The sequence below is a fragment of the Paenibacillus sp. sgz302115 genome (assembly GCF_056120445.1).
On the sequence record NZ_JBVYOK010000005.1, the window covers coordinates 170576 to 190801 of the forward strand.

Consider the following 20226-nt stretch of genomic DNA (forward strand, 5'->3'; position numbering starts at 1 on the left):
ATAGACATACATAGTATCACAGTTCAGGAACCCTGACTATGCAGAGTGAACGCAGCTTATCTGTTCCTTATCTTTTGCGGGCTTGCTGCATATTATGAGCGGCGCTCAGTCATCTTGGCCTGCCGGCTCTGGATCGCTCTAATTGTCTCCCTAATGCCGTCTTCAAATGATGTTGCCGGAATGGGACCCGCCAGACGCTCGTATTTTCGGCCACTTAACCGCAGCGGCTCTTTCGTCAGATAAAGCATCTCCACAATCTCTTTCATGACTGGAACAAAAAGGCCGAGCAGCGATAAACCGAATGCGCCCACCGGGAGGACCGGCCCCGACTTGCCGCTTGCCGCCCGGGCGAGGCGGACAATGTCTTTACCTGAAATGCTGCCCGCCCCGGGAATGTTCCAGTTCTGCCCGTAGGCTTCATCTCTCAAGGCCAGCTCGACAATCATAACCGCCGCATCGGGCAGATATACATATTCACGCGGAACCGTCATATTTCCGATGAACATCGCCGGTTTACCGGCAGCAATCGCCTCAAGTGTCGAGCCCAAATACGAGGCTTCATTGGCAGTTGGACCATAATAATCAGGCAGCCGGACAATCATCCCCTTGCTCCGGTTCCAGCGCGGACTGAAGAACATCCGCTCGAACTCAAGCTTGATTTTGCCCTTTTTCGTGTGCGGGTTCTTGGGGAAATCTTCGCTGATCGGCTGCTCATCCTTTCTTCTGCCATAGGGGTAGATTCCGTCTACCGCAACTACTTTGGCGGTGAGCCTGTTCGCGGCTTCCATCACGGCTTCTCCCATCGGGAGCAGTCTGGTGGTCATTTCGTTATAAGGCACCGAAGCGCTGTGAAAAATAACATCCACCCCCTGTCCGGCAGCAAAAACATCGTCTGCACTGAATACATCTCCCGTCTTCAGACTGAGTCCCGCTGGATTACCCAGCTTGGCTGCAAGCTGCTCCAGCTTCGGCAAAGACCGTCCAAAGGCCACCGTTTTTACACCTCTTTTCAGCAGCTCGGCAATAATAACTGTTCCTGTTCCTCCGGTTGCACCTAATACGAGAGCCTTCTTCACTTGATTCGTCATTGTAATTCCTCCTAATTATTTGTTGTTATTGATTAATCACTAACTTAATCTTAAAAAAATTTGTGTCTGGGGATAACTGCGGGGATTATGCAGTTGCAGTGAGTGTACTGTGAATGTGATTGTTTAGTGAATATGAGTTTATAGTGATTGTGAATGTATGATGGATGCGATTGTATTGTGAATTTGGGTGTATGATGGATGCAATTGTATAGTGAATGCGATTGTATTGTGAATATGAATGTTCGGCAAATATGAGTGTATTGTGAATGTGAATGCTTAGTGATTGATTAATCACTACTAAATGAGTGTGAAGGAACTAAGGGCTTCCCCCTAGCAGATCGTCAGACTCTAAATGCTGGAGTTCAAACGATACTCCGCCGAACGGATTAGGACGTGGAGATCACGCTGCAGGCGTATCAGGCCCCGCGAGCAAGAACCATCTCTTGATCGGAAGAGTCTACCCGTGTGTAGCGGACTGAGCAGCTCTTATTTCTACTGGAAGTCATTTTTCCGCAAGTTAACGGACTCCAGAACCTTTATGTGCGGACATTCACCCCAGATATACCCCCGGAGAGACGATAAGCGCTTTTCGGTCCGTTAGCTCGGCTAAAGTACCCCTTTCGGGGAAATAAGGGCTTTACGGTCCGTTAAGGAACAGGAGGATGGATACGACGAATCCCTCTCTCCCTGACCACAAAGGCTCCATCCTAAGCCACAGATTTAGAACTGTGCTGACTGGTACAATCCGCAGTCTTTCCCTCAAATCTGCCGTGTTCACTCCAGATGCTTCGGCTTCAGCTCCGGCATCTCTAGCGCCATCGCAGCATGGCAGAGCATGCCGTTGGCCATAAATGTACTGACCTCCACTTCGGGATGTGCCATACCGGCTGCTGCGAACTTTTCTTCCATCAGACTGGTTACCCGCCGCATGCCCGTCTGCATAGACCGGCGAATGGCTTCGTCACGGATTCCAAGCGCCTGTACCTGGAGAATGATCTCGCTGGGATGGGTCTCCATCAATTGCTCATACACCCGGATTGCTTCCCCAAGCAATTCTTCCCCGGAAGCCTCCACTGCCGTGAAGGTGCGAATCGTCCGCTCAAACGCCCGGTCCAGCGCCGCCACAAACAGCTCCTCCTTGTTCTTGAACAGCTTGAAAATATACGGCTGGGATATTCCCACTTTCTCCGCTACCTGGGCGGTAGTCGCTTTGAAATATCCATGTTCCGCGAACACAACCACAGCCGCCTCCAATATCTGTTCCCGGCGGTTCACCGGGGTGGCTTCGTCTGTCTTTGTCCGCCCGCTTCCTGATTGCTTATTCATCATGTCCTCCTCTTCCCGTAGTATTAGGTTATTGATCAATCACTTCCTTGGTGTAGAGTATACCTCCCAACTCAAAAATTAACAAGCCTATATTTTATTTTTTGGTAAGCAAAAGCAGCTTCATCGTCTTTACAGGAGTATGGGCTTCCCGTAACAGCGAAAATAGAAAAGGCCACACACACGTGAGGCCTAACAGATAAATTTACTATTTTACTTAAGCGAACCCGTCTATGCGAGCTTAATCGCGGCTCCGCAGCTTAGCCAGCAGGCGAAGAATTTCAACGTAAAGCCATACAAGTGTGACCATGAGGCCGAATGCTCCGTACCACTCCATATATTTTGGAGCGCCTTCCTCTGCCCCTTTTTCAATAAAATCGAAGTCGAGCACCAGATTGAGCGCAGCCACGATGACGATAACAACCGAAATACCGATGCCAATCGCGCTGTTGCTGTGAAGATAAGGTACGGTTACACCGAACAGCCCAAGCACAAAGCTCAGTAAATACATGATTGCAATTCCGGCTGTCGCGGCGAATACGCCAAGCTTGAAATTTTCCGTCGCCTTGATGATTCTTGTCTTATAGGCAAGCAGCAAAGCTACAAATATACTTACCGTCAAAAGGGCAGCCTGCAGCGTTATGCCATAGTACAGAGTCTCATACGACGCTGACAGAGCGCCGAGGAACAATCCTTCAGCAAGCGCATAAAAAGGTACCAGATAAGGTGCGGCTGCCGGCTTGAAGCTGATGATCAGCGCGAGTACGAACCCGGTAATCACGCCCCCGATAGCAAGAGCGCCCACATCTTGACCGTTGAAATACATCGACCAGGCGCTAAAAGCTCCTGCCAGCAAAATGGTCAGTGTAATGAAGGTTTTGTTGACTGTTCCGTTAATGCTCATCCGTTCCTGACCCGAGTACCGCTCTTCACGCTCAAAGGTCTTGTCATTTAGAGTAGGGTTGCCACTGCGTCCGATCAAAGGATCATCTCTTTTCATCAATTATTTGTGTTCAATCTATTATATCGGCAGGAATGTAAATATTCGACTGCAAGCTCTTATTTCGTATGATGAAAGGGACAGACCGGTTCTGCCGTTTGGCCCGAGTGAGGTTCTGGAGCTTTGCTACGAGCAATATTCTCTGGTTCAACCTCCGCATCCTGCCCCGGCCAATCGGCATACATTGGCTTCTGATAGACAAGCTTTGGGCTAAGCTTCAGCTCCTTCAGCTTGTTATCATTCCATATCGGTGTAGCCGACGGAGACATCGGCGGAATTAACCAGCCCCACTTGCCGGACACCTGGCGCCCCTGCTCCTGCTCCCGTTCCTGAAAACGGACGAACTGCTCGGCTGCGGTATGATGGTCTACGATGCTGACCCCGGCCTGCTTGTAGGAATGGAGTACGGCCCGGTTCAATTCTAATAGTGCCCGGTCCTTCCATAATGAAGTATTGGTGGAGCGGTCCAGGCCAAGCAGATCCGCGACATCCGGGAGACGGTTATAGCGATCAGCATCTCCGAGATTACGGGAACCGATTTCCGTCCCCATGTACCACCCGTTAAAAGGGGCCGCCGTATAAGTAATTCCCCCAATCTCCAGTAGCATGTCGGAAACGATAGGAACCGAATACCAGCGCAGTCCAAGCTCCGGGAACCGTTCAATTTCAGGATGGCTCAGCGGGACCTCCTGGACCAGCTCAGGCGGAATAGCGAACCAGAACGGCGGTTCATTACCGATGCTGACCACCAGCGGCAGCACATCAAAGTCGCCGCCGCTACCCTCCCAGCCCAGCCGTCGGCAGACCGCTGTAAAAGCATCCGATGCGGGATCACCCTTCCTGGCATGACCATTCTCCGCCGGATAGCCGGCATAGCGGATCAATTGATGATTCCAAATCCGGATTGCCTTCGCAGCATCCCTGCTACTGTGGAAGACGGTCATCGTAGGGCGGATACGTCCACCATTGTTCGCTTGTTCCACATGACGCAGCAGCGCCGCCGCCACCTCCTCTGCGGTCTCAGCCGCCCGGGCGTCAATGACTTGAAGACTCTGCCAGAATAATCGCCCGATGCAGCGGCTGTTATTGCGCCAGGCCATTTTTGCCCCATGCGCCAGCTCTTCCTCCGTATGTATATAAGTGCCGGATTGCTCCACTTCCCTGTGTATGGCCTGAATGCGTTCTGCCGCTTGCTGTTCTGTTTTCTCCAGTTCCGCATAGCATTGCCGAATGAACGATTCGGACTGTTCCATCAGCTTCGTGCGTGATTCTCCAAGCTTCAAATTCTCCATACTGTCCACTCCCCGGTTCCGGCGGGTCACGCCGGACATTCTGCTCCATGGTATTACTTACCACTCAATCATAGTAACTCCTATAGGGACATGCAAGAATGGCCGTCCGCTCCATTCCAGCGAAGAGGGCCATTAACAGGGCATTGAGTGATTCGCCAACCGCACTACTTTTTCGGCTACCCCTAAAGGGGTCCTTCTATTTCTTCTTCTTTCGATTCTCTTGGGTTTCTTCTCCTGTAAATGGATCGATGTATTCCATCATCGTTATTTGTTCCGTGACGATATCTTCCTGTAAATGGATCGGATATATTCTTCGATCACTTTCTTGTTCCTTCCGACACGTAAAATCCTTTGCACCAAAATTTCCGATTCCCATACCGATATTTTAAATGGGCATGTCGATCAAATATCATCAAACTACTCTTTCCTTTTAAATATCCGATAAACGCGGACACACTTAGCTTGGGGGGGAATACTCACTAACATGTGTATATGATCCTTGCACACTTCTGCTTCGATAATTTCCACGTTTTTTCTTTCGCATAATTGTCTCAATATTTTCCCGATATCTTGTTTTAACTTCCCATAGATCACCTGGCGTCTATACTTTGGGGCAAATACAATGTGATACTTACAATTCCATTTTGTATGTGCTAAACTGTTCACATCAGATGACATCTGTATTCCTCCTTATGTTCGATAAATTCGGTTGGCGAACCAAATTTATTGTAACACTTGGGAGGAATTTTTTTGATACATCGCTTGAAGCTCTCCTGAACCATACGCATAGCGTATGGTTTTCTTCTGACAACAAAAAAGCGCGATCCGCTTGGACCACGCTTTCTACTCTTGACAGCTTACTTATAAAAAACCTTTTCCACATTGTATCTTCAAAATGCTTTTTGATGAGAAGGGGCTGGGGTTCGCCCAGCCTTTCCTGTAGTAACAGGATGTCACTTTGATCTAAAGCACTTGGCTGACGATGTCACGAACCTTTTCGGGAAGGGTACGGCCCGTCTGCGGATCAATGGTCTTGCCAAAGATATGAGGCATAATTAACGGGATCGGTGTTTTTAGCAGCGCATCCATAAGATTGCGGATATTGCCGGCATGGATACCGCCTGCCGGCTCGATACCGTAAATGCCGTGTCGAGCGGCGGCCTCGGCGATAGCTATGACCTCATCAAGATGGTCAAGGCCGCCAACCGGCATCACCTTAATGGAAGGGATGCCCAGCAAAGCAGCCATTTCCATGAACGGCTCCAGAGCGATCTCGCGGCCGTCACCCAGCCGGATCAGTCCCACCTTGCCCGTTGGTGCGAGCAGGCCGTTGACGTATTGCGGAAGCCCTGCCTGATCGAATACACCCAGCGCAAAAGGGGCTTTATGGAATGGCTGATTAATATGTCCGGGGTCGGAAAGGAGTGCAATATCAATGACATGCTTCCAGCGGGACAGATCGCCATTTCCACCCAGACCGATACTTACAACAGATGATACTTGCTTCAGCGCTGTTACGGCTGCAGCGGCGGATTCTGCATCGGCGTAGCTGCTGGAGACGATGCCAGGAACCGTATAACCGTGCGAGGCCTCTAGAACTTCGGCTGCGTTGGCTGCATCGGCTGCCAGGAAGTTAAACAGGATGCGGTTCTGAATTTTGGGCATAGCTAAAATACTGCTCATGAATGTTGGTCCTTCCTAACCTTGCGGATCAGTGTGACGATATTGTTCACCGCTGTATCAATAATGGTCTTGCCTTTTTCAGCGGTTGCCAGCGTAGCGTCTCCCAGCACTCCGCTTTTCGTTACCTGCTGCCACGGCACATTCATGACTTCAAATTCGGCAGGGAAGGTCAGATTTTCTTTGACCGCCTTGTCCATTTGAACCTCTTCCGGAGCGATGTACAGCATATAGGATGTTTCGATTTCGCAAGCATGAAAGTAGGAAGGGTGCGGCCGGTCTGATTCACAGACCTCCTGTATAACTTTGCCTACACCTGGATATGTGAAGAACATAACCTTCAACTCCGGACATTCGTCGAATAACACCCGAGCTGCTTCCTTCATCGCGGTCAGGTTACCCATATGTCCGTTGATGAGAGCCAGCAGGCGAATGCCCTGCCGGTACAGGCTGCGGCCGATATCCGCGATGAATCCAGTCAGCACCTCACCGGAAATGGACAAGGTGCCGGGGAAATCTCGCAACGACCAGACTTGTCCGTATGCGATGGTCGGGAGAATCAGGACATTGTCCAGCTTCTCCGCAACTTTCTGTGCAACTCCTTCAGCCAGCACATTGTCTGTACCGAGCGGCAGATGAGGGCCGTGAGCCTCCACAGCGCCGATCGGCAGCAGAACTGTGGGCAGAGATGACAGCAGCTCTGCAGCTTCTCCGGATGTTAGCTTAGCATAATCCATTCGCGTTCGTACCCCCTTACTTTTTAAATGTGAAACACTTGCTCGGATTATGGATGAAGAAATCCTCAATTAATGCTTTGCCGTCGAAGCCCGCCGCGTTCGCCTCTTCGATAAATCTCGGCACCCACTCACCGATAATGTAGCGGAGACCGAGACCGTGGCCGTAATGCTTATAATAAGTCTTGCGCGCCGTATCGCCGCTGACCAGAATTTGTTTACCATAACCGCGTTTTACCAGCTCAAGTATACAGTTGATACGTACGCTTTCTGGCGCGTATTTGATCTTGCCGATTCCGTCGAATGAAAGAAAGGCTCCTTCATCCGCTACTTTTAGATGATAGTAGGTATCGGGATTTCGGTCCAAATGGCCGATCGACAAGTACTCAATGTTGACCCCCTCCTCCTTAAGCAGGGCAATCTGCTCCAGCGCCATCGTTCCCACCTCGGTATGGGAATGCATCGGAGCTTTGGTTGCATGGTGCGCCCGGGCCACTGCCCGCAGCGTCTTCTCCTCCAGTGGGGAGATCATATTGTAGCCGGTGCCGAATTTGACCTGCCCGGCACGCACATCGGTACCCTCTATGCCAACCTCGACTTCGGAAATGACGAAATTAGCTAGTTCATCAATCGTGGATCTCGCAATCCAATCTTCATACGTATCTTGTCCCATTGGACGCTTGGAATCCCATAGGAAGCTTTTGTTAAAACCGGCAGTACCGACGATATGAATGCCCGCCTCTTCCGAGATACGTTTTACTGCAGGTATATCGCGGCCGTAATCGACCGCCGTAGCATCAACAATTGCGTTGCCGCCAAGTCCCTTGAAATCCAAGACGTCTTTAAGTGATTTGGCTGGATCATCAAGCAGAAGATCATCCTCGCCACGATCCACCCAGTGACCAGGACGGCATACGATATGCTCATGCGAATATGTGAAACCCATTGATGAGGGTTCGATATCTCCCAACATTGTACGGATAAAGCTCATTTATGTTCTCTCCTTCTTGTTATGTCAATGTAGCTGGATATGCTATTTCCGTTCAGCGGCTTCTGCGCAGATGATTAATCGCAACCATGACTGCGATAACGAGGCCCTGGCATATGAATTTACCGGCTTCCGGCACGTTCAGCATGGTTAGAAGGCTTTGCAGCAGCAGCATAATTAGAACTCCAGCAAACGTACCGGCAAGGCCGCCCTTGCCTCCGGTAAAGGCGGTGCCGCCGATGACCGCAGCAGCCACAGAATCCAGCGTATAATCGTTGCCAACGCCAACGGAGGCTACTCCAATATAGGCTGACAACAGAAGTCCCGCGCAGCCGGCCAGAAGTCCGCTCAGCGTGTACATTATTACAGTTATTCTACGGGAGGCGATGCCCGACAGCAGACTAGTCATGCTGTTGCCGCCGGTCGCATACACCTTGCGCCCCCATACCGTACGGTATAGCAGAAAGGCAAACAGCAGCCAGAAGGCCCCCCAAATCAGCCCGGCCAGTGGCAGTGGTCCGATCCATCCGTCTGACAGGTATCGGAAGCCTTTGCTAATGCTCCCCTTTGGAGATCCTTTGGTATAGACCATATAGACACCCTGAATGATCATGGACATCGCCAGAGTAACCAGAAAGGGCGGAATATTAATGCGTGTGATGAGAACTCCATTCAGAAGCCCGATAACTGCAGAAATCAGCAGGGTTATGAGTACAGCCTCCGCGATATTGCCATTTTGCCCCATCATAATGGAGGCAGCGGCAATGTTGGTCAGCGAGATGATGGCTCCAACCGAAAGATCGATGCCGGCAACCAGCAGCACCATTGTTTGCCCGATAGCTATTATCCCGAGCGGGGCGGCCTGACGGACAATATTAAGCAGATTGGAGGTCGAAAAGCTCTGTGGGGAGAGGACGGCCGACACCGCCAGTACGGCCAGCAGCAGTGCGAAGACGCCTAGCGTCTGCTTATGCTTCTTGCACACTCCCTGTACGATGTTCATTACCGTCTCCTCCTTCTTAGTTGAAAGAATAACAAGGCTGACACTAGAATAAAGCCTTTAATAATGTACTGATAATAGGCAAAAATATCGAGCATATTCAAAATATTATTTGTCATCGAGATCAGGAATACCCCGGCCAATGTGCCGATAATACCGCCGATGCCTCCGGTCAGTGCTGTTCCGCCGACTACCGCAGCGGCGATGGAATCTAGCGAATACGGGTCGCCAACCACAGGGTCGCCGGAGAATAAGCGCGCCGACAGGATCATTCCCGCAGCTGCAGCAAGAAGGCCGGACAGCATATATCCGGTAATATGCATGCGAATAACGGGAACACCAGACTTCAGGGCATGCTGCTCGTCACCGCCCGCAGCATAGATATAGCGGCCGGTGCGCGTACTGGACAACAGTACGAAGAAGACTGCATATAGCACCATGATGATGATTCCGGAGACGGTGACGATTCCCCAGCCGGAAGTGATGAATTCCATGAAAGCCAAGTTGACCATGCCTCCCGGTGAAGGGAGCAGATACAGGGAAATCCCTTTGATGATTGTCATCATCGACAAGGTCATGATCAACGGAGGGATACGGAATCGGGTAATACCGATGCCGTTAATCCAGCCAATTAGTGCACCTGCAGCCAAGCAAAGGGCTATGCTTCCTGCCAATCCGAAAGGTCCTTTGTCGCTGTACAGCGCCATAATAACAGTTGCCAGGCTGATGACGGAACCGACAGACAGATCAATGCCGCCGAGCAGCAGTACGAGTGTCTGTCCGATGGCAGCGACGGCAAGCGGCGCTACTTGAGCGATGATGTTAACCATATTGTCAGTTGTTCTAAAGGTGGGCGACATGAAGGATGTGACCGAAAGCAGGATGAGCAGAACGATATAGACCGGTATGGCCAATTTAGCATGTTTAGGTGTGGAGCCTTGCAGCATGTTGGGCCTTCCCTTCTTCTATAAAATTCGCGTGCTGTCCGGAGCTTAGTGCCATGATGTCTTCTTCTGTAGCCTGTGCTCCGGCAATGGAGCCGGCAACCCTGCCCTCGTACAACACGTGGATGGAGTCGCTTAGGCCGATCAGCTCCAGCATATCGCTGGTAATGAGCAGGATGGAGACGCCGCGGCCGGTTAGCTCACGCAGCAGACGGTATATTTCCACTTTGGATTGAATATCAATCCCCCGCGTAGGCTCATGAAGAATGAGCAACTTCGGGTCTTCGTAAAGCCATTTTGCGAAAATCACTTTTTGCTGGTTACCGCCGCTAAGCGACTGAACCGGCTGTTCCATCGAGGAGGTCTTCACGGCCAGCCGAGCAATTCCTTCTTCAGTCTGCTTGCGCTCCGCTGAACGGCTGATAATGCCGCGAGTCGAAACCAGGCCAAAGTGACGCATAGACATGTTCTCGCGGACGGATAAAGGAAGCACCAGGCCTTCTTGCTTGCGGTCATCCGGGATGTAGGCGATGCCGTGGGCGATGGCTTGAGTAGGGGAACGCAGCGTCACTGCTGTGCCATCAAGCACTACTTCACCTCCGGTGAACGGGTTGATTCCGAACAGGCCACGGGCCAACTGTCGCTGGCCCTGGCCCTCCAGACCTCCGATACCGACGATGGTACCGCGCAGGATGGTAAAGGAGACGCCGTAAAGCTGTCCTCCATCCTGCAGATCGGTTACCCTAAGCAGTTCGTCCGTCTCTTGGACAGCATTTGGGCGCGGGGGGAATGTCTGGGTGATCTCTCTACCGACCATGGCGCGAATCAGATCGTCCTTGGTCAGATTGGCGGTGGAATCAGTAATGCTCATCCTTCCGTCTTTCAGCACTACAGCTTCGTCGCAAATCTCGAAGATTTCGTCCATACGATGTGTGATGAGGACGAGAGAAGCGCCGTCTGCCTTCAGCTTGCAGATTAAGTTGAATAGCTGTGCAGTCTCTGTCTTGGATAGGCTTGAAGTCGGCTCGTCCAGAATGAGCACAGCCGGACGCCCTATCCATGCCTTAGCGATTTCGACCATCTGTTTCTCCGCAGGCGACAACGTCTTGACTAGCCGCCGCGGCTCGATGCGGAACCCGATCTTGTTCAGCATTTCGGCGGCAATCTCGTGCAGTTTGTGATGTCGGATCAGGCCGAAGGACCTTGGCTCGCATCCAAGCAGCATGTTTTCCCCCACAGATAGTTCCGGCAGAAGGCTAAGCTCCTGATGCACGATCGCGATGCCCATGCTGCGGGCTGCCTGCGGATTTCTGAACGTAACGGGGCTGCCGTTAAATATGATTGTTCCTCCATCAGGCGCGAGGGTTCCTGTCAAAATATTCATCAGTGTACTTTTACCTGCTCCGTTCTCACCCACTAGGGCAAGCACGGAGCCTTTTTTACATTCGATGGATACATCCTCAAGAACGGTATTCCCGTAGAAACGTTTGGTCAGGCCGCTTCCTTTCAACACGATTTCTGCTTCTGTGAGCATGGTCATGGCCGACCCTCCTCCTCTAAATTTACTCGCTGAAAGTCTCTCTGATTTCTTCGTCGGTCATCCGGGTGTTGGCCCAGAAGCTGTCCGGCATATCCTCGCGGACGAACTTGGCAAGGTTATCCGCTGTAATCTGCGGTACCTCCAATTCAAGGTTCTTGCTGACCGTCTTGCCGTCAAGCAGATTCAGCGTTACCCGAAGCGCTTCGGCACTCAGCCATGTCGGCTTGGCGACAGCGATACTCTTGAAGCCGCTGTCCTTAAGCTCGTTCCATTTTTTCAGGAATCCGTTGTTATCCTCGGAGGTCATCGGCACGAGCGTTCGTCCGGCAGCCTGGAATGCTTCAATAGCTCCCAGTGTCATCCCCCCGCCCTGCGACCATACCCCGTCGATCTGCGGATTGGCAGCGAGAAGGCTGCTTACCTCCAGCTTAGCCTTGGCATAGTCCCAATCGGCATTAACTGAAGAGATGACTTGAATGTCCGGGTAACGATCGAATACTTGCTTGGCGCCCTGCCATCTTTCATCACTGACCGAGATTCCGGCCATGCCGTTCAGAGCGATAATCTTGCCCTTGCCGCCGATCGCGTCAACAAGCCATTTGGCACCAGCCACACCGAAGTCATAGTCGTTAACTGTTACAAGAGAGTCATAATAATCAGCGTTGATTTTGGCAGCAAGCAGAACGACCTTGATACCTTTCTCCTGAGCCTTCTTCAGGACAGGTACAAGAGCAGTAGGAGAATTTGGAGTAATGATAATGGCGTCTACGCCTTTGACGATCAGGTCTTCAATGTTAGAAATCTGTTTATCGACCTTGCCTTCGGATTCAGTGTAGATGACACTTTTAATGGAATCTGGGTGGCGTTTCACTTCCGCCTGGAACTCCTTGTAAAGCTGAACAGACCAGGAATTGGCTACCGAGTAGATATCGTAACCGATGGTGTATTTGCCCGTTCCTGTAGTCTCTTCGGATGAAGCTGGACTCTGTGAGGCGCTAGCCTCCTGCGTTGCACTTGCAGAATTATTGTTCGAACTTCCACTGGAGCATGCTGTCAGCATTGTCCCCAAGATCATGATAGCTGCCAATAACCAGACTGTACTTTTCTTCATCCTTGTTCCTCCCGAGATTTGATGTTCACATCTTGCCCTGCGTGCACTCAGGGGGTACAGTAAATATACCTTACGTCATAAGACGGTGATGTTGAACAACATCATAGCACCTGTCTGCTTGACTAGTCAACTGATTATGTGAGATATTATTACATGTCATATTTGTTTTTACCGGAAAGGATGAACTTATGCTTAAACGTGATGGCCATGTGCCTCTATATTACCAATTAAAAACACTGCTAATGTCCATGATAGCTGACATGAAGGAAGATGAGCAGCTGTCAAGCGAGCCTGAACTTGCAAAAAAGTTCAATATCAGCAGAGGGACAGTAAAGCAAGCCATAATGGACTTGGTTCATGAAGGCATACTGTATCGCATTCAAGGAAAGGGCACCTTCGTCGCCCCTCCGAAAATTAAGCGTTCTACTGAGCGCCTGCCTACATTCACCGACGATATCCGGCGGATGGGGGTAGAGCCGAAAAATCAATTGCTTGCCTTCGAGCACCGTCAGGCCTCGGATTATGTGGCCAATAAGCTCGGAATTGCCCCGGGCAGCCTGGTATTGGTCTATATCCGCCTCGTGCTGGCACAGAACAAACCGGTTGCCGTTGTTAAATCTTACTTACATGGGGATATCTATCATGGGTTAAAGGCGGAGCAGATCGGAGAATCGCTGTATGATACGCTTGCCCAGCATTTTGGCAAGGTGCCGGTGCGAGCCAGTGATACTTATTCGCCTATAAATTGCCGCAGTCAGATCGCTGCGCTGCTGAAGGTGCGGGACGGCGATGCAATCTTTTATTCCGAGCGGATTGCCTATTTCGCTGACGGGACTGCCGTTGAATTTGTAGAAAGCTATATACGCGGCGACCGCTTCACGCTCGATATTTGCTTTTCCGGCGCCGAAACTGAACAGAGTAGAAAGGATGAATCGGATGTCGCTCATATTGGCTTTGGACTTGGGAACCTCTTCAGCTAAAAGCATGCTGCTTCGCGCAGACGGGGCAGTGCTGAATGTTCATTCTGAGCCTTACCGCACGATGATGCCGAAGGCTGGATGGTCAGAGCAGCAGCCTGAGGAATGGATGAAGGCTGTCGTACAGTCGGCACATGCTGTTCTCAAACATAAGGATAGCAGTAAGGTTGAGGCCATTTCGCTGTCGGGACATATGAGCGGAGTAGTGCTGATTGACCGTGATGGGACGCCGGTACACCCCTGTGTCACACTCGCAGACAGCCGCAGCCGTGCCCAGACCTTGTGGCTTCGGGAACGTTATGGAAGAAGAATTCTGGAGTCTACAGGCAACGAAGTTATCGATGCCTTCGCTGCACCCAAGCTGCTGTGGCTGCAGGAATGCCGCCCAGAGGCCTTTGCACGAGCAGAGTGGCTGCTGTTCCCTAAGGACTATGTCCGCTTTCGTTTGACCGGAGAGATATATACCGACTGCACCGATGCCGGGAACAGTCTATTCTTCGATCCCCGATCCGGCCGTTGGGATCTTGAACTGGTGCGCGAGCTCGGCCTGCCGGAAGGGATGCTGCCCCCAGTACTGGCTCCCTTTGAACTGGCAGGGCACTTGACAGCTGAAATGGCCGGGGTACTCGGGCTTCCCGAGGGCATCCCGGTAGCTGCTGGAGCCGCAGATATGGCGGCCGGAGCGCTCGGAACCGGAGCGCTCCGGCCTGGCGATGCGGTTCTGACCGTCGGCACCAGTGCAACGTTGCTGGCGGTTGCAGGCCAGGTGCCGGCTGGAGGCGGGGCCGGTATCACTTACCATCCGCATGCCGTCCCAGGCTTATACTATGCGTTGGGCTCACATTTTTCAGGGGGCTTAAGCCTTAACTGGTTCTCGCAGCTCCTTCAGACCGAGGTCAGCTATGAGCTGCTGCAGGAACTGGCATGCGAGGCACAATCCATTCCGCCGGGCAGCGGCGGGACGATCTTCCTGCCCTTTCTCGCTGGCAGTGGCTCTCCGCAATTTAACCCCTCGATGCGAGGGGCCTTCCTCGGTCTGGATACGAGAGCTGACCGGTCAATCCTGTTCCGGGCGCTCCTTGAAGGCATCTCGTATAATATTAAAGAAACACTGGAGCGGATGAATGCGCTGGGTGAAGAGCCGGTTTCGCGCCTTGGTACGGGCGGCGGCGGCATGAGGCTTGGTTTGTGGCCTGGCCTGATAGCCTCGGTATCCGGACTTCCGGTCCGGCGGCTGGAGCAGGCCGACGCTTCCGCGCTCGGGGCCGCCATTCTGGGTGGACATGCAGTCGGGATGTTCCCTGATCTTGCCGCCGCTTCCACAGAGTTGAGCCGCGCAGGCACAGAGATATTTCCTGACGAGGAAGCTGTGAGTATGTATAACAAGGAGTATAGTTTGTACAAGGAATACCGTGCAGCGCTTGAGCCGCTGTTCAACCGGCGTTTCGGCGGCTGACGGATGTTTTGCTGCTTACCGCAAATACTAGAATGAAGGGATTTGAACTTATGCACCTATCTTTGTGGACGTATCCTTGGGACCTGCTCGACATCGGAATTGACAGGGCATTTAAGGAAATCTCCGACGCTGGTCTGAACGGTGTCAGCATAACAACCAGCTATCATGCGGGCCGTTTTCTGCAACCGCGCAGTCCGAAGCGCAAAGTGTATTTTCCCGAGGATGGCACCTTATATTTTCCGTTCCGGCCGGAGCGCTATGCCGATTCGCTGATTCAGCCTTCGGCTGCTTCCCTGATCCGTGACAACGCCAGCTTCTGGGACCGTACCTTCGAGGCGGCGGATAAGCATAATCTGAAGGTCTCGGGATGGACCGTTTGCCTACACAACACGCTACTCGGAATGCGTTACCCGGAGATGACGGTGCATAACGCCTTCGGAGATGCATATTATTACAATCTGTGTCCTGGCCATGAGGGCGTGCGCCTCTACATGAAGACAATGATCGCCGATCTGGCGGAGCAATATCCATTTTATGCACTTGAGCTGGAATCACTGAATTATATGGGTTTCCCGCATGAGTTTCATCATGAGAAGGACGGTGTAGGGCTGACGCGGAAGGATGAATTTCTGCTGTCACTCTGCTTCTGTGACGCCTGCAAGGCAAGGGCGCTGCGAGAAGGTCTGGATTTGACCGAAGCTCAGGCTCTGGTGAAAAGCTGGATTGAAGAGATGAGCGAGCGAGAGCTGCCGGTCAGTGATGATGAGGCCTTTATGGCTCAGGGTATTGATTATTTCCGAGGCACACCGGCGGTGGAGTCATATCTGCGCTGGCGATCGACGGTGGTTACATCATTGGCTGAAGAATTGAAGAATATCATGCCGGAGCGTACCAAGCTGTTCTTCCTCAGCTTGCTTACACCTGATTCCTCTTGGTTGTTCGGAGTTGATTTCGCCGAGATTAGCCGAGTGAATGACGGGATCGTCGTCTGCTGTTACGATACAGATGCTCCTGCCATAGGCAAAGATATGACTGACAGCAGGGCTTCCTCAGGAGATGCGAAGCTGTATACGGGCCTCAGGCTGTTCTATCCCGAGGTGACAAGCAAGGCGAACCTGATTGAAAAAGTGACCGAAGCTGCAGTATCCGGTACGGACGGCTTTGTCTTCTACAATTATGGGCTGATCCCGCAGGCTAGACTGGCATGGCTCCCGGATGCCATTGCTGCTGCAAAAGATGCCCGGTAAGCATCTGTGAAGTTTCTTGATGCCTGGAATGGATTTTGGTTTCACATGTCGAATAGCTAAGAAAACATACGAGACGAGAGATGAGCATGAAAATCCCGGCAGGCTAAGGCGTACCTGACGTGGCGGCAACAATCTGAAGATCGTGAAGCAGGTACTGGAGCAAGGATTTTTTGCTATTAATAGATGTTTTTAGAAGCAACTAATTCGTTACTCTTAACAGCAAAAAAAGCATTCCCGGCAATAAGCCGGAAATGCCAAAGCAGTCGGTTATTTCATAAAGCTGTACATGAAATTGCACATGAAATTGTGACGCTTATTGTTTCCCTTTCAGATTCTCCACTTCGGCGAGTCTGCTTTTTTCAGCTTCCAGCCGTTCTTCGGTCAAATCCACCCCATGGCCTCCCACGGAGCCTTCCGGGGCATGGCGGACCGCTTCTTCGGCATGCTCCAGACTGTTCTCCGCCTGGGTAATGGTCTGTTCGTTCGGATGGCTAAGCGCCTGGCTCACTGAATTGTGCAGCCGGGTCACCGCATCCTGCGCCTGATCCACTGTACTGTTGGTCCGCTGGCTGGACTCGTAATGCTTCATAATGTATATCTCTCCCTTCAGGCACGCTTTCTGTTCCCTTTTAGCATGGATGAAGAGAGCTAATCTTATTCATCATCCCCGCAGCAGCTAGACCAGAAACATGGCGACAATCGTCGTCGCCGCAAGTCCAAGCAGGACCGGCTTCAGGTTGCGCCGGGCCAGCTCAAACGGGCTGACACCGCAGATGGCAGCCGCCGGGATGAGCGCCCACGGAATCAGGGTGCCGCCGCCAACCCAGATGGCGGCCACCTGGCCCAGGGCGGTCAGCGTTGCCGCGCCGGAGTGAATGGCGGCGGCAAATAACTGGGCAATCGAGCCGGCCAGCGAGATGCCGGAGAAGCCGGAGCCGTCGAGACCGGTGATCGCTCCGATCACCGTCATCGTTACGGCTCCTGCAGCACCGTTAAGCGGCACGTCGTTCGCCAGAGCGACGCCAAGATCGTTCACGATGCCGTGCGAGCCCTCCGGCAGCACCTTGCCGAACAGTTCGGCAAAGGCGGAATCGCCGAGGTAGAAGAAGGCTGCAATCGGAATGACCGGGCCGAATACTTTGAAGCCGAAGACGAAGCCTTCGATCAGGTAAGAGGTGATTTTCTCCAGCCCTTGATTGCGGTGGGCCAGCAGCGTGATGACGATCAAAATGAGCACGGCAGTTCCGCCGACGAGGGCCGTGGCGTCTCCGCCTTGCAGGCCAAGCGCAAACATCGCCGCTACATCCAGCAGAAAGAGCAGCGGAATGACAATGGCCAGCGCTTGCCGCAGACGGGGAGCGAGCTGAACCGGAGCCTCCTCCACCGAATTCGCATCCGGTCCCCTGAGCTTCCCGCCTGAGCCTTTGGCGGAGACCAGTCCGTCTCTCCAGGAGCCGTTCTTCTGGTCACGGCGCATCATCCAGAATGCGGTGACGGTAGTCACAAGACCCATCACTATAACAAGCGGAATGCTCGCTTCCATCACACTTGAGACCGGAAGCCCCGCTGCATCTGCGGTGAGCTTCGGCGCGCCTTGAATAATGTAATCCCCGGATAACGCGATTCCATGACCGAACAGATTCATTGCCATTGCAGCGCCGAGCGCGGGCAATCCGACCCGGATGGCTACCGGCAGCAGGACCGCGCCTACCAGTGCAACCGCAGGCGAAGGCCAGAAGAAGAAGGAAGTCACCATCATAATCAGCCCAATTCCCCAATAAGCCATCGCCGGCGTGCGCAAAAAACGGGTAACCGGGGCAACCATCGTCTCATTGATGCCGGTGATGATGAGAATCCGGCTCATCGCCACAATGATGGAAATGATCATGATCGTCCCAAGCAGCTCCTTGGTGGCATAAACAAAGGAATTGAAAATCCCCGATACCGAGCCGCTAAGCGTCTCCGTCGCTAGCAGCCCCAAGGCAAAAATACCGGCCACACAGATCATCGTCGTATCGCGCCGCCGGATCAGCAGCACCAGTATAAACACAATAAAGGCCAGATAAACCCAGTGAATGGCTGTAAGCTGAATGCCCATATTGAATGCGCCCCCCCTTCCTACATCTAGCAATTTGGTGCTACATGCTATGCAGGAGGATGGGCTATTGTTCGTATGGAGTCTATTGTCTTGTAAACTTTGTAATCCCTCTGGTGAACTACTTAACCCGAAGTCAGTGTCCTCTGTGTGACCTTATGGCTCGCATCAGCAAAATCTGGTGCAGCCATTCCTGTGACGGTGCTTCATGCACGGAAACTGCATCCGAAACCGAATGAGCATCCCCTTGCGGGGGAAGCAGGTTTCTGGATAAGACCGGAAGCGCGGATTGAAATGACTGGAGCCCTCCAGAGGTTTCCCGCGCTTTTTTCTTCAGTTCCTGCTGCTTCTCCACATCCTCCGGGGAGGCTGCCGAAGATGATCCATACACTGTGAATGTGCCGTCCTTATGTATAATCAGACTGCGGCCCATCGCCTTCATCCCCAGCTTCTGCCCCATATGATTCAGACCCTTCGGCTCTTCATTGACGAAATCATCAATATAACTGTATACCTTCTTGCTTAAGACAGTGTCCTTAACCATCTGCTGCAGGATATTTGGAGCAATCACAAGCTCCGGCAAGCTGTTACTTGCACCGAGGTCTGTAATTTCCTTCTCGTCACTATCGACCGATAGAATGCCGACATTCAAGCCATATTTCCGCTTAATTCTCTGTACCTGCGCCTGGCTTGCAGCGGTAACAGCCGCCAAGGTTGCAGTGAAGCTAAACGGAGAAGTCTCAGTAGAGGCTTTGATCTCTGGCTGCTGCGGCGGCCGGGTTAAGGAGATGGGATTGATTCCGTTTATGGGAATATTCATCTTATATTCCTCCTCTCAGATGCTCGTAACCTTTATATCGGCTGCGGGAGAAAGATATCTTAAAAACCACTCCGGCAAGCCGAAGTGGTCGATTTGAGAAGCTTGGCGCAGCCGCCTATAAGTCAAGCCGCAGTTTGATAATCTATTGCCCGGCTATTTGCCGGCCGTAATGAAAAACCTGTGCTCCGTGCTGCGGATGCAGCCTTCTTGGCGCAAGTCTTTGCTGGAGCAGACAGAGCCTATCGAAGCATTTCTCCACGGTGAAGCCGGGGAATTCCCATTCAATGATTTTAGCGAAATATACCAGCGCCCCTACATCATAGAACCTAAGCTCGGGGAAACATTCCGCAGCCGAAGACACGGTAAATCCGCCCCGCCGCAGTTCATCACAAACCGCGTCCAAGTAAAAAGCCTCATCCACTGCCGCAGCTTCTCCGCCAAGCAGCATTTCGGACAAAGCCCGGTTATTCTGCCCGCCCACCTGTTGGGTTACAAACACACCGCCCGGCTTCAGAATCCGGTACACCTCTTGAATCGAAAACGACTCGTGGCGGTTGATCACCACATCGAAGAATCCGTCCTCAAATGGCAGCCTATCGTCGCTGAACACCTGTCTAACCTCAATGCCATATGGCGGCAAAAGCTTCTTGCACAGCTCATAATTGGGCGGGTATGCTTCCGTGGCAAAGGTCTTCCCCCTTGGCGGGTCCAGAGATAAGAGAAACTCTCCTCCGCCTGTGCCCATATCCAGCAGGGTGGTCTTGTCATTTATATATAGTCTAACAGCCGCTTCATAGCTCCAAGGCGGTTCATCCCCTGCCATACGCCCATCCAGCGATGAGAAATCCCAACCCTTGAAGACTCTCTGTTCCTCCTGCAGCCATTGCTTCTTCAATTCCTTGATATTCATATTCTGTACCCCTCTCGCATT

Annotated in this window: 18 protein-coding genes and 1 pseudogene; 3 read left to right on the forward strand and 16 right to left on the reverse strand. The window is 52.2% G+C overall.

Going from position 1 to position 20226, the window contains the following annotated elements:
• Window positions 1-92: 92 nt before the first annotated feature.
• The 12 genes and pseudogenes from AC0LWN_RS12750 to AC0LWN_RS12805 all read right to left on the reverse strand — a co-directional run bounded on the left by AC0LWN_RS12750 (window position 93) and on the right by AC0LWN_RS12805 (window position 12700).
• The gene (locus AC0LWN_RS12750) at window positions 93-1088 is read right to left on the reverse strand and encodes an NAD-dependent epimerase/dehydratase family protein (RefSeq protein ID WP_474665782.1); all 996 of its coding nucleotides are present in this window, start codon (window positions 1086-1088) and stop codon (window positions 93-95) included.
• 774 nt (window positions 1089-1862) lie between these two features.
• Window positions 1863-2414 carry a TetR/AcrR family transcriptional regulator gene (locus tag AC0LWN_RS12755; protein ID WP_474665784.1) on the reverse strand — a complete coding sequence of 184 codons (552 nt, stop codon included), beginning with the start codon at window positions 2412-2414 and terminating at the stop codon, window positions 1863-1865.
• Between the two features lie 238 nt (window positions 2415-2652).
• Window positions 2653-3393: a Bax inhibitor-1/YccA family protein gene (locus tag AC0LWN_RS12760; RefSeq protein WP_474665786.1), complete on the reverse strand. Its 741-nt coding sequence runs from the start codon at window positions 3391-3393 to the stop codon at window positions 2653-2655.
• 77 nt (window positions 3394-3470) lie between these two features.
• Window positions 3471-4703 (reverse strand): nitric oxide synthase oxygenase, encoded by a 1233-nt coding sequence (locus tag AC0LWN_RS12765; protein ID WP_474665788.1) that lies wholly within the window; start codon window positions 4701-4703, stop codon window positions 3471-3473.
• Between the two features lie 196 nt (window positions 4704-4899).
• A pseudogene (gene tnpA, locus AC0LWN_RS12770) lies at window positions 4900-5381 on the reverse strand (IS200/IS605 family transposase).
• Between the two features lie 285 nt (window positions 5382-5666).
• The gene (locus AC0LWN_RS12775) at window positions 5667-6386 is read right to left on the reverse strand and encodes a KDGP aldolase (protein ID WP_474665790.1); all 720 of its coding nucleotides are present in this window, start codon (window positions 6384-6386) and stop codon (window positions 5667-5669) included.
• Window positions 6383-7120 (reverse strand): creatininase family protein, encoded by a 738-nt coding sequence (locus tag AC0LWN_RS12780; RefSeq protein ID WP_474665792.1) that lies wholly within the window; start codon window positions 7118-7120, stop codon window positions 6383-6385. The genes AC0LWN_RS12775 and AC0LWN_RS12780 overlap by 4 nt, the downstream gene beginning before the upstream one ends.
• A gap of 16 nt (window positions 7121-7136) precedes the next feature.
• The gene (locus AC0LWN_RS12785) at window positions 7137-8108 is read right to left on the reverse strand and encodes a phosphotriesterase family protein (RefSeq protein ID WP_474665794.1); all 972 of its coding nucleotides are present in this window, start codon (window positions 8106-8108) and stop codon (window positions 7137-7139) included.
• 52 nt (window positions 8109-8160) lie between these two features.
• Window positions 8161-9108 (reverse strand): ABC transporter permease, encoded by a 948-nt coding sequence (locus AC0LWN_RS12790; RefSeq protein WP_474665796.1) that lies wholly within the window; start codon window positions 9106-9108, stop codon window positions 8161-8163.
• Window positions 9108-10052 carry an ABC transporter permease gene (locus AC0LWN_RS12795; RefSeq protein WP_474665798.1) on the reverse strand — a complete coding sequence of 315 codons (945 nt, stop codon included), beginning with the start codon at window positions 10050-10052 and terminating at the stop codon, window positions 9108-9110. Before AC0LWN_RS12795 ends, AC0LWN_RS12790 begins: the two co-directional genes overlap by 1 nt.
• Window positions 10030-11589: a sugar ABC transporter ATP-binding protein gene (locus tag AC0LWN_RS12800; RefSeq protein WP_474665800.1), complete on the reverse strand. Its 1560-nt coding sequence runs from the start codon at window positions 11587-11589 to the stop codon at window positions 10030-10032. The genes AC0LWN_RS12795 and AC0LWN_RS12800 overlap by 23 nt, the downstream gene beginning before the upstream one ends.
• A 22-nt stretch (window positions 11590-11611) precedes the next feature.
• Window positions 11612-12700 carry an ABC transporter substrate-binding protein gene (locus AC0LWN_RS12805; RefSeq protein ID WP_474665802.1) on the reverse strand — a complete coding sequence of 363 codons (1089 nt, stop codon included), beginning with the start codon at window positions 12698-12700 and terminating at the stop codon, window positions 11612-11614.
• Between the two features lie 188 nt (window positions 12701-12888).
• On the opposite strand from AC0LWN_RS12805, the gene AC0LWN_RS12810 reads away from it, so the two are divergent.
• From AC0LWN_RS12810 to AC0LWN_RS12820, 3 genes are read left to right on the forward strand one after another with little or no spacing between them, the layout of a single operon-like run.
• On the forward strand, window positions 12889-13680 hold the full coding sequence (locus tag AC0LWN_RS12810) for a GntR family transcriptional regulator (RefSeq protein WP_474665804.1): 792 nt from the start codon (window positions 12889-12891) through the stop codon (window positions 13678-13680).
• Entirely contained in the window at window positions 13637-15133 is a 1497-nt protein-coding gene (gene xylB / locus AC0LWN_RS12815) for a xylulokinase (protein WP_474665806.1), read from the forward strand. Before AC0LWN_RS12810 ends, xylB begins: the two co-directional genes overlap by 44 nt.
• A gap of 50 nt (window positions 15134-15183) precedes the next feature.
• A complete protein-coding gene (locus tag AC0LWN_RS12820) occupies window positions 15184-16380 on the forward strand; it encodes a hypothetical protein (RefSeq protein WP_474665808.1) in 1197 nt (398 codons plus the stop codon).
• 313 nt (window positions 16381-16693) lie between these two features.
• Here the strand turns inward: AC0LWN_RS12820 and AC0LWN_RS12825 are convergent, their stop codons facing one another.
• The 4 genes from AC0LWN_RS12825 to AC0LWN_RS12840 all read right to left on the reverse strand — a co-directional run bounded on the left by AC0LWN_RS12825 (window position 16694) and on the right by AC0LWN_RS12840 (window position 20205).
• Window positions 16694-16969, reverse strand: coding sequence for a hypothetical protein (locus AC0LWN_RS12825; protein ID WP_474665810.1), 276 nt, complete (start codon window positions 16967-16969; stop codon window positions 16694-16696).
• 87 nt (window positions 16970-17056) lie between these two features.
• Window positions 17057-18478, reverse strand: coding sequence for a hypothetical protein (locus AC0LWN_RS12830; RefSeq protein WP_474665812.1), 1422 nt, complete (start codon window positions 18476-18478; stop codon window positions 17057-17059).
• Between the two features lie 133 nt (window positions 18479-18611).
• Window positions 18612-19295 carry a DUF6033 family protein gene (locus tag AC0LWN_RS12835; RefSeq protein WP_474665814.1) on the reverse strand — a complete coding sequence of 228 codons (684 nt, stop codon included), beginning with the start codon at window positions 19293-19295 and terminating at the stop codon, window positions 18612-18614.
• 142 nt (window positions 19296-19437) lie between these two features.
• Entirely contained in the window at window positions 19438-20205 is a 768-nt protein-coding gene (locus AC0LWN_RS12840; RefSeq protein ID WP_474665816.1) for a class I SAM-dependent methyltransferase, read from the reverse strand.
• Window positions 20206-20226: the final 21 nt, after the last annotated feature.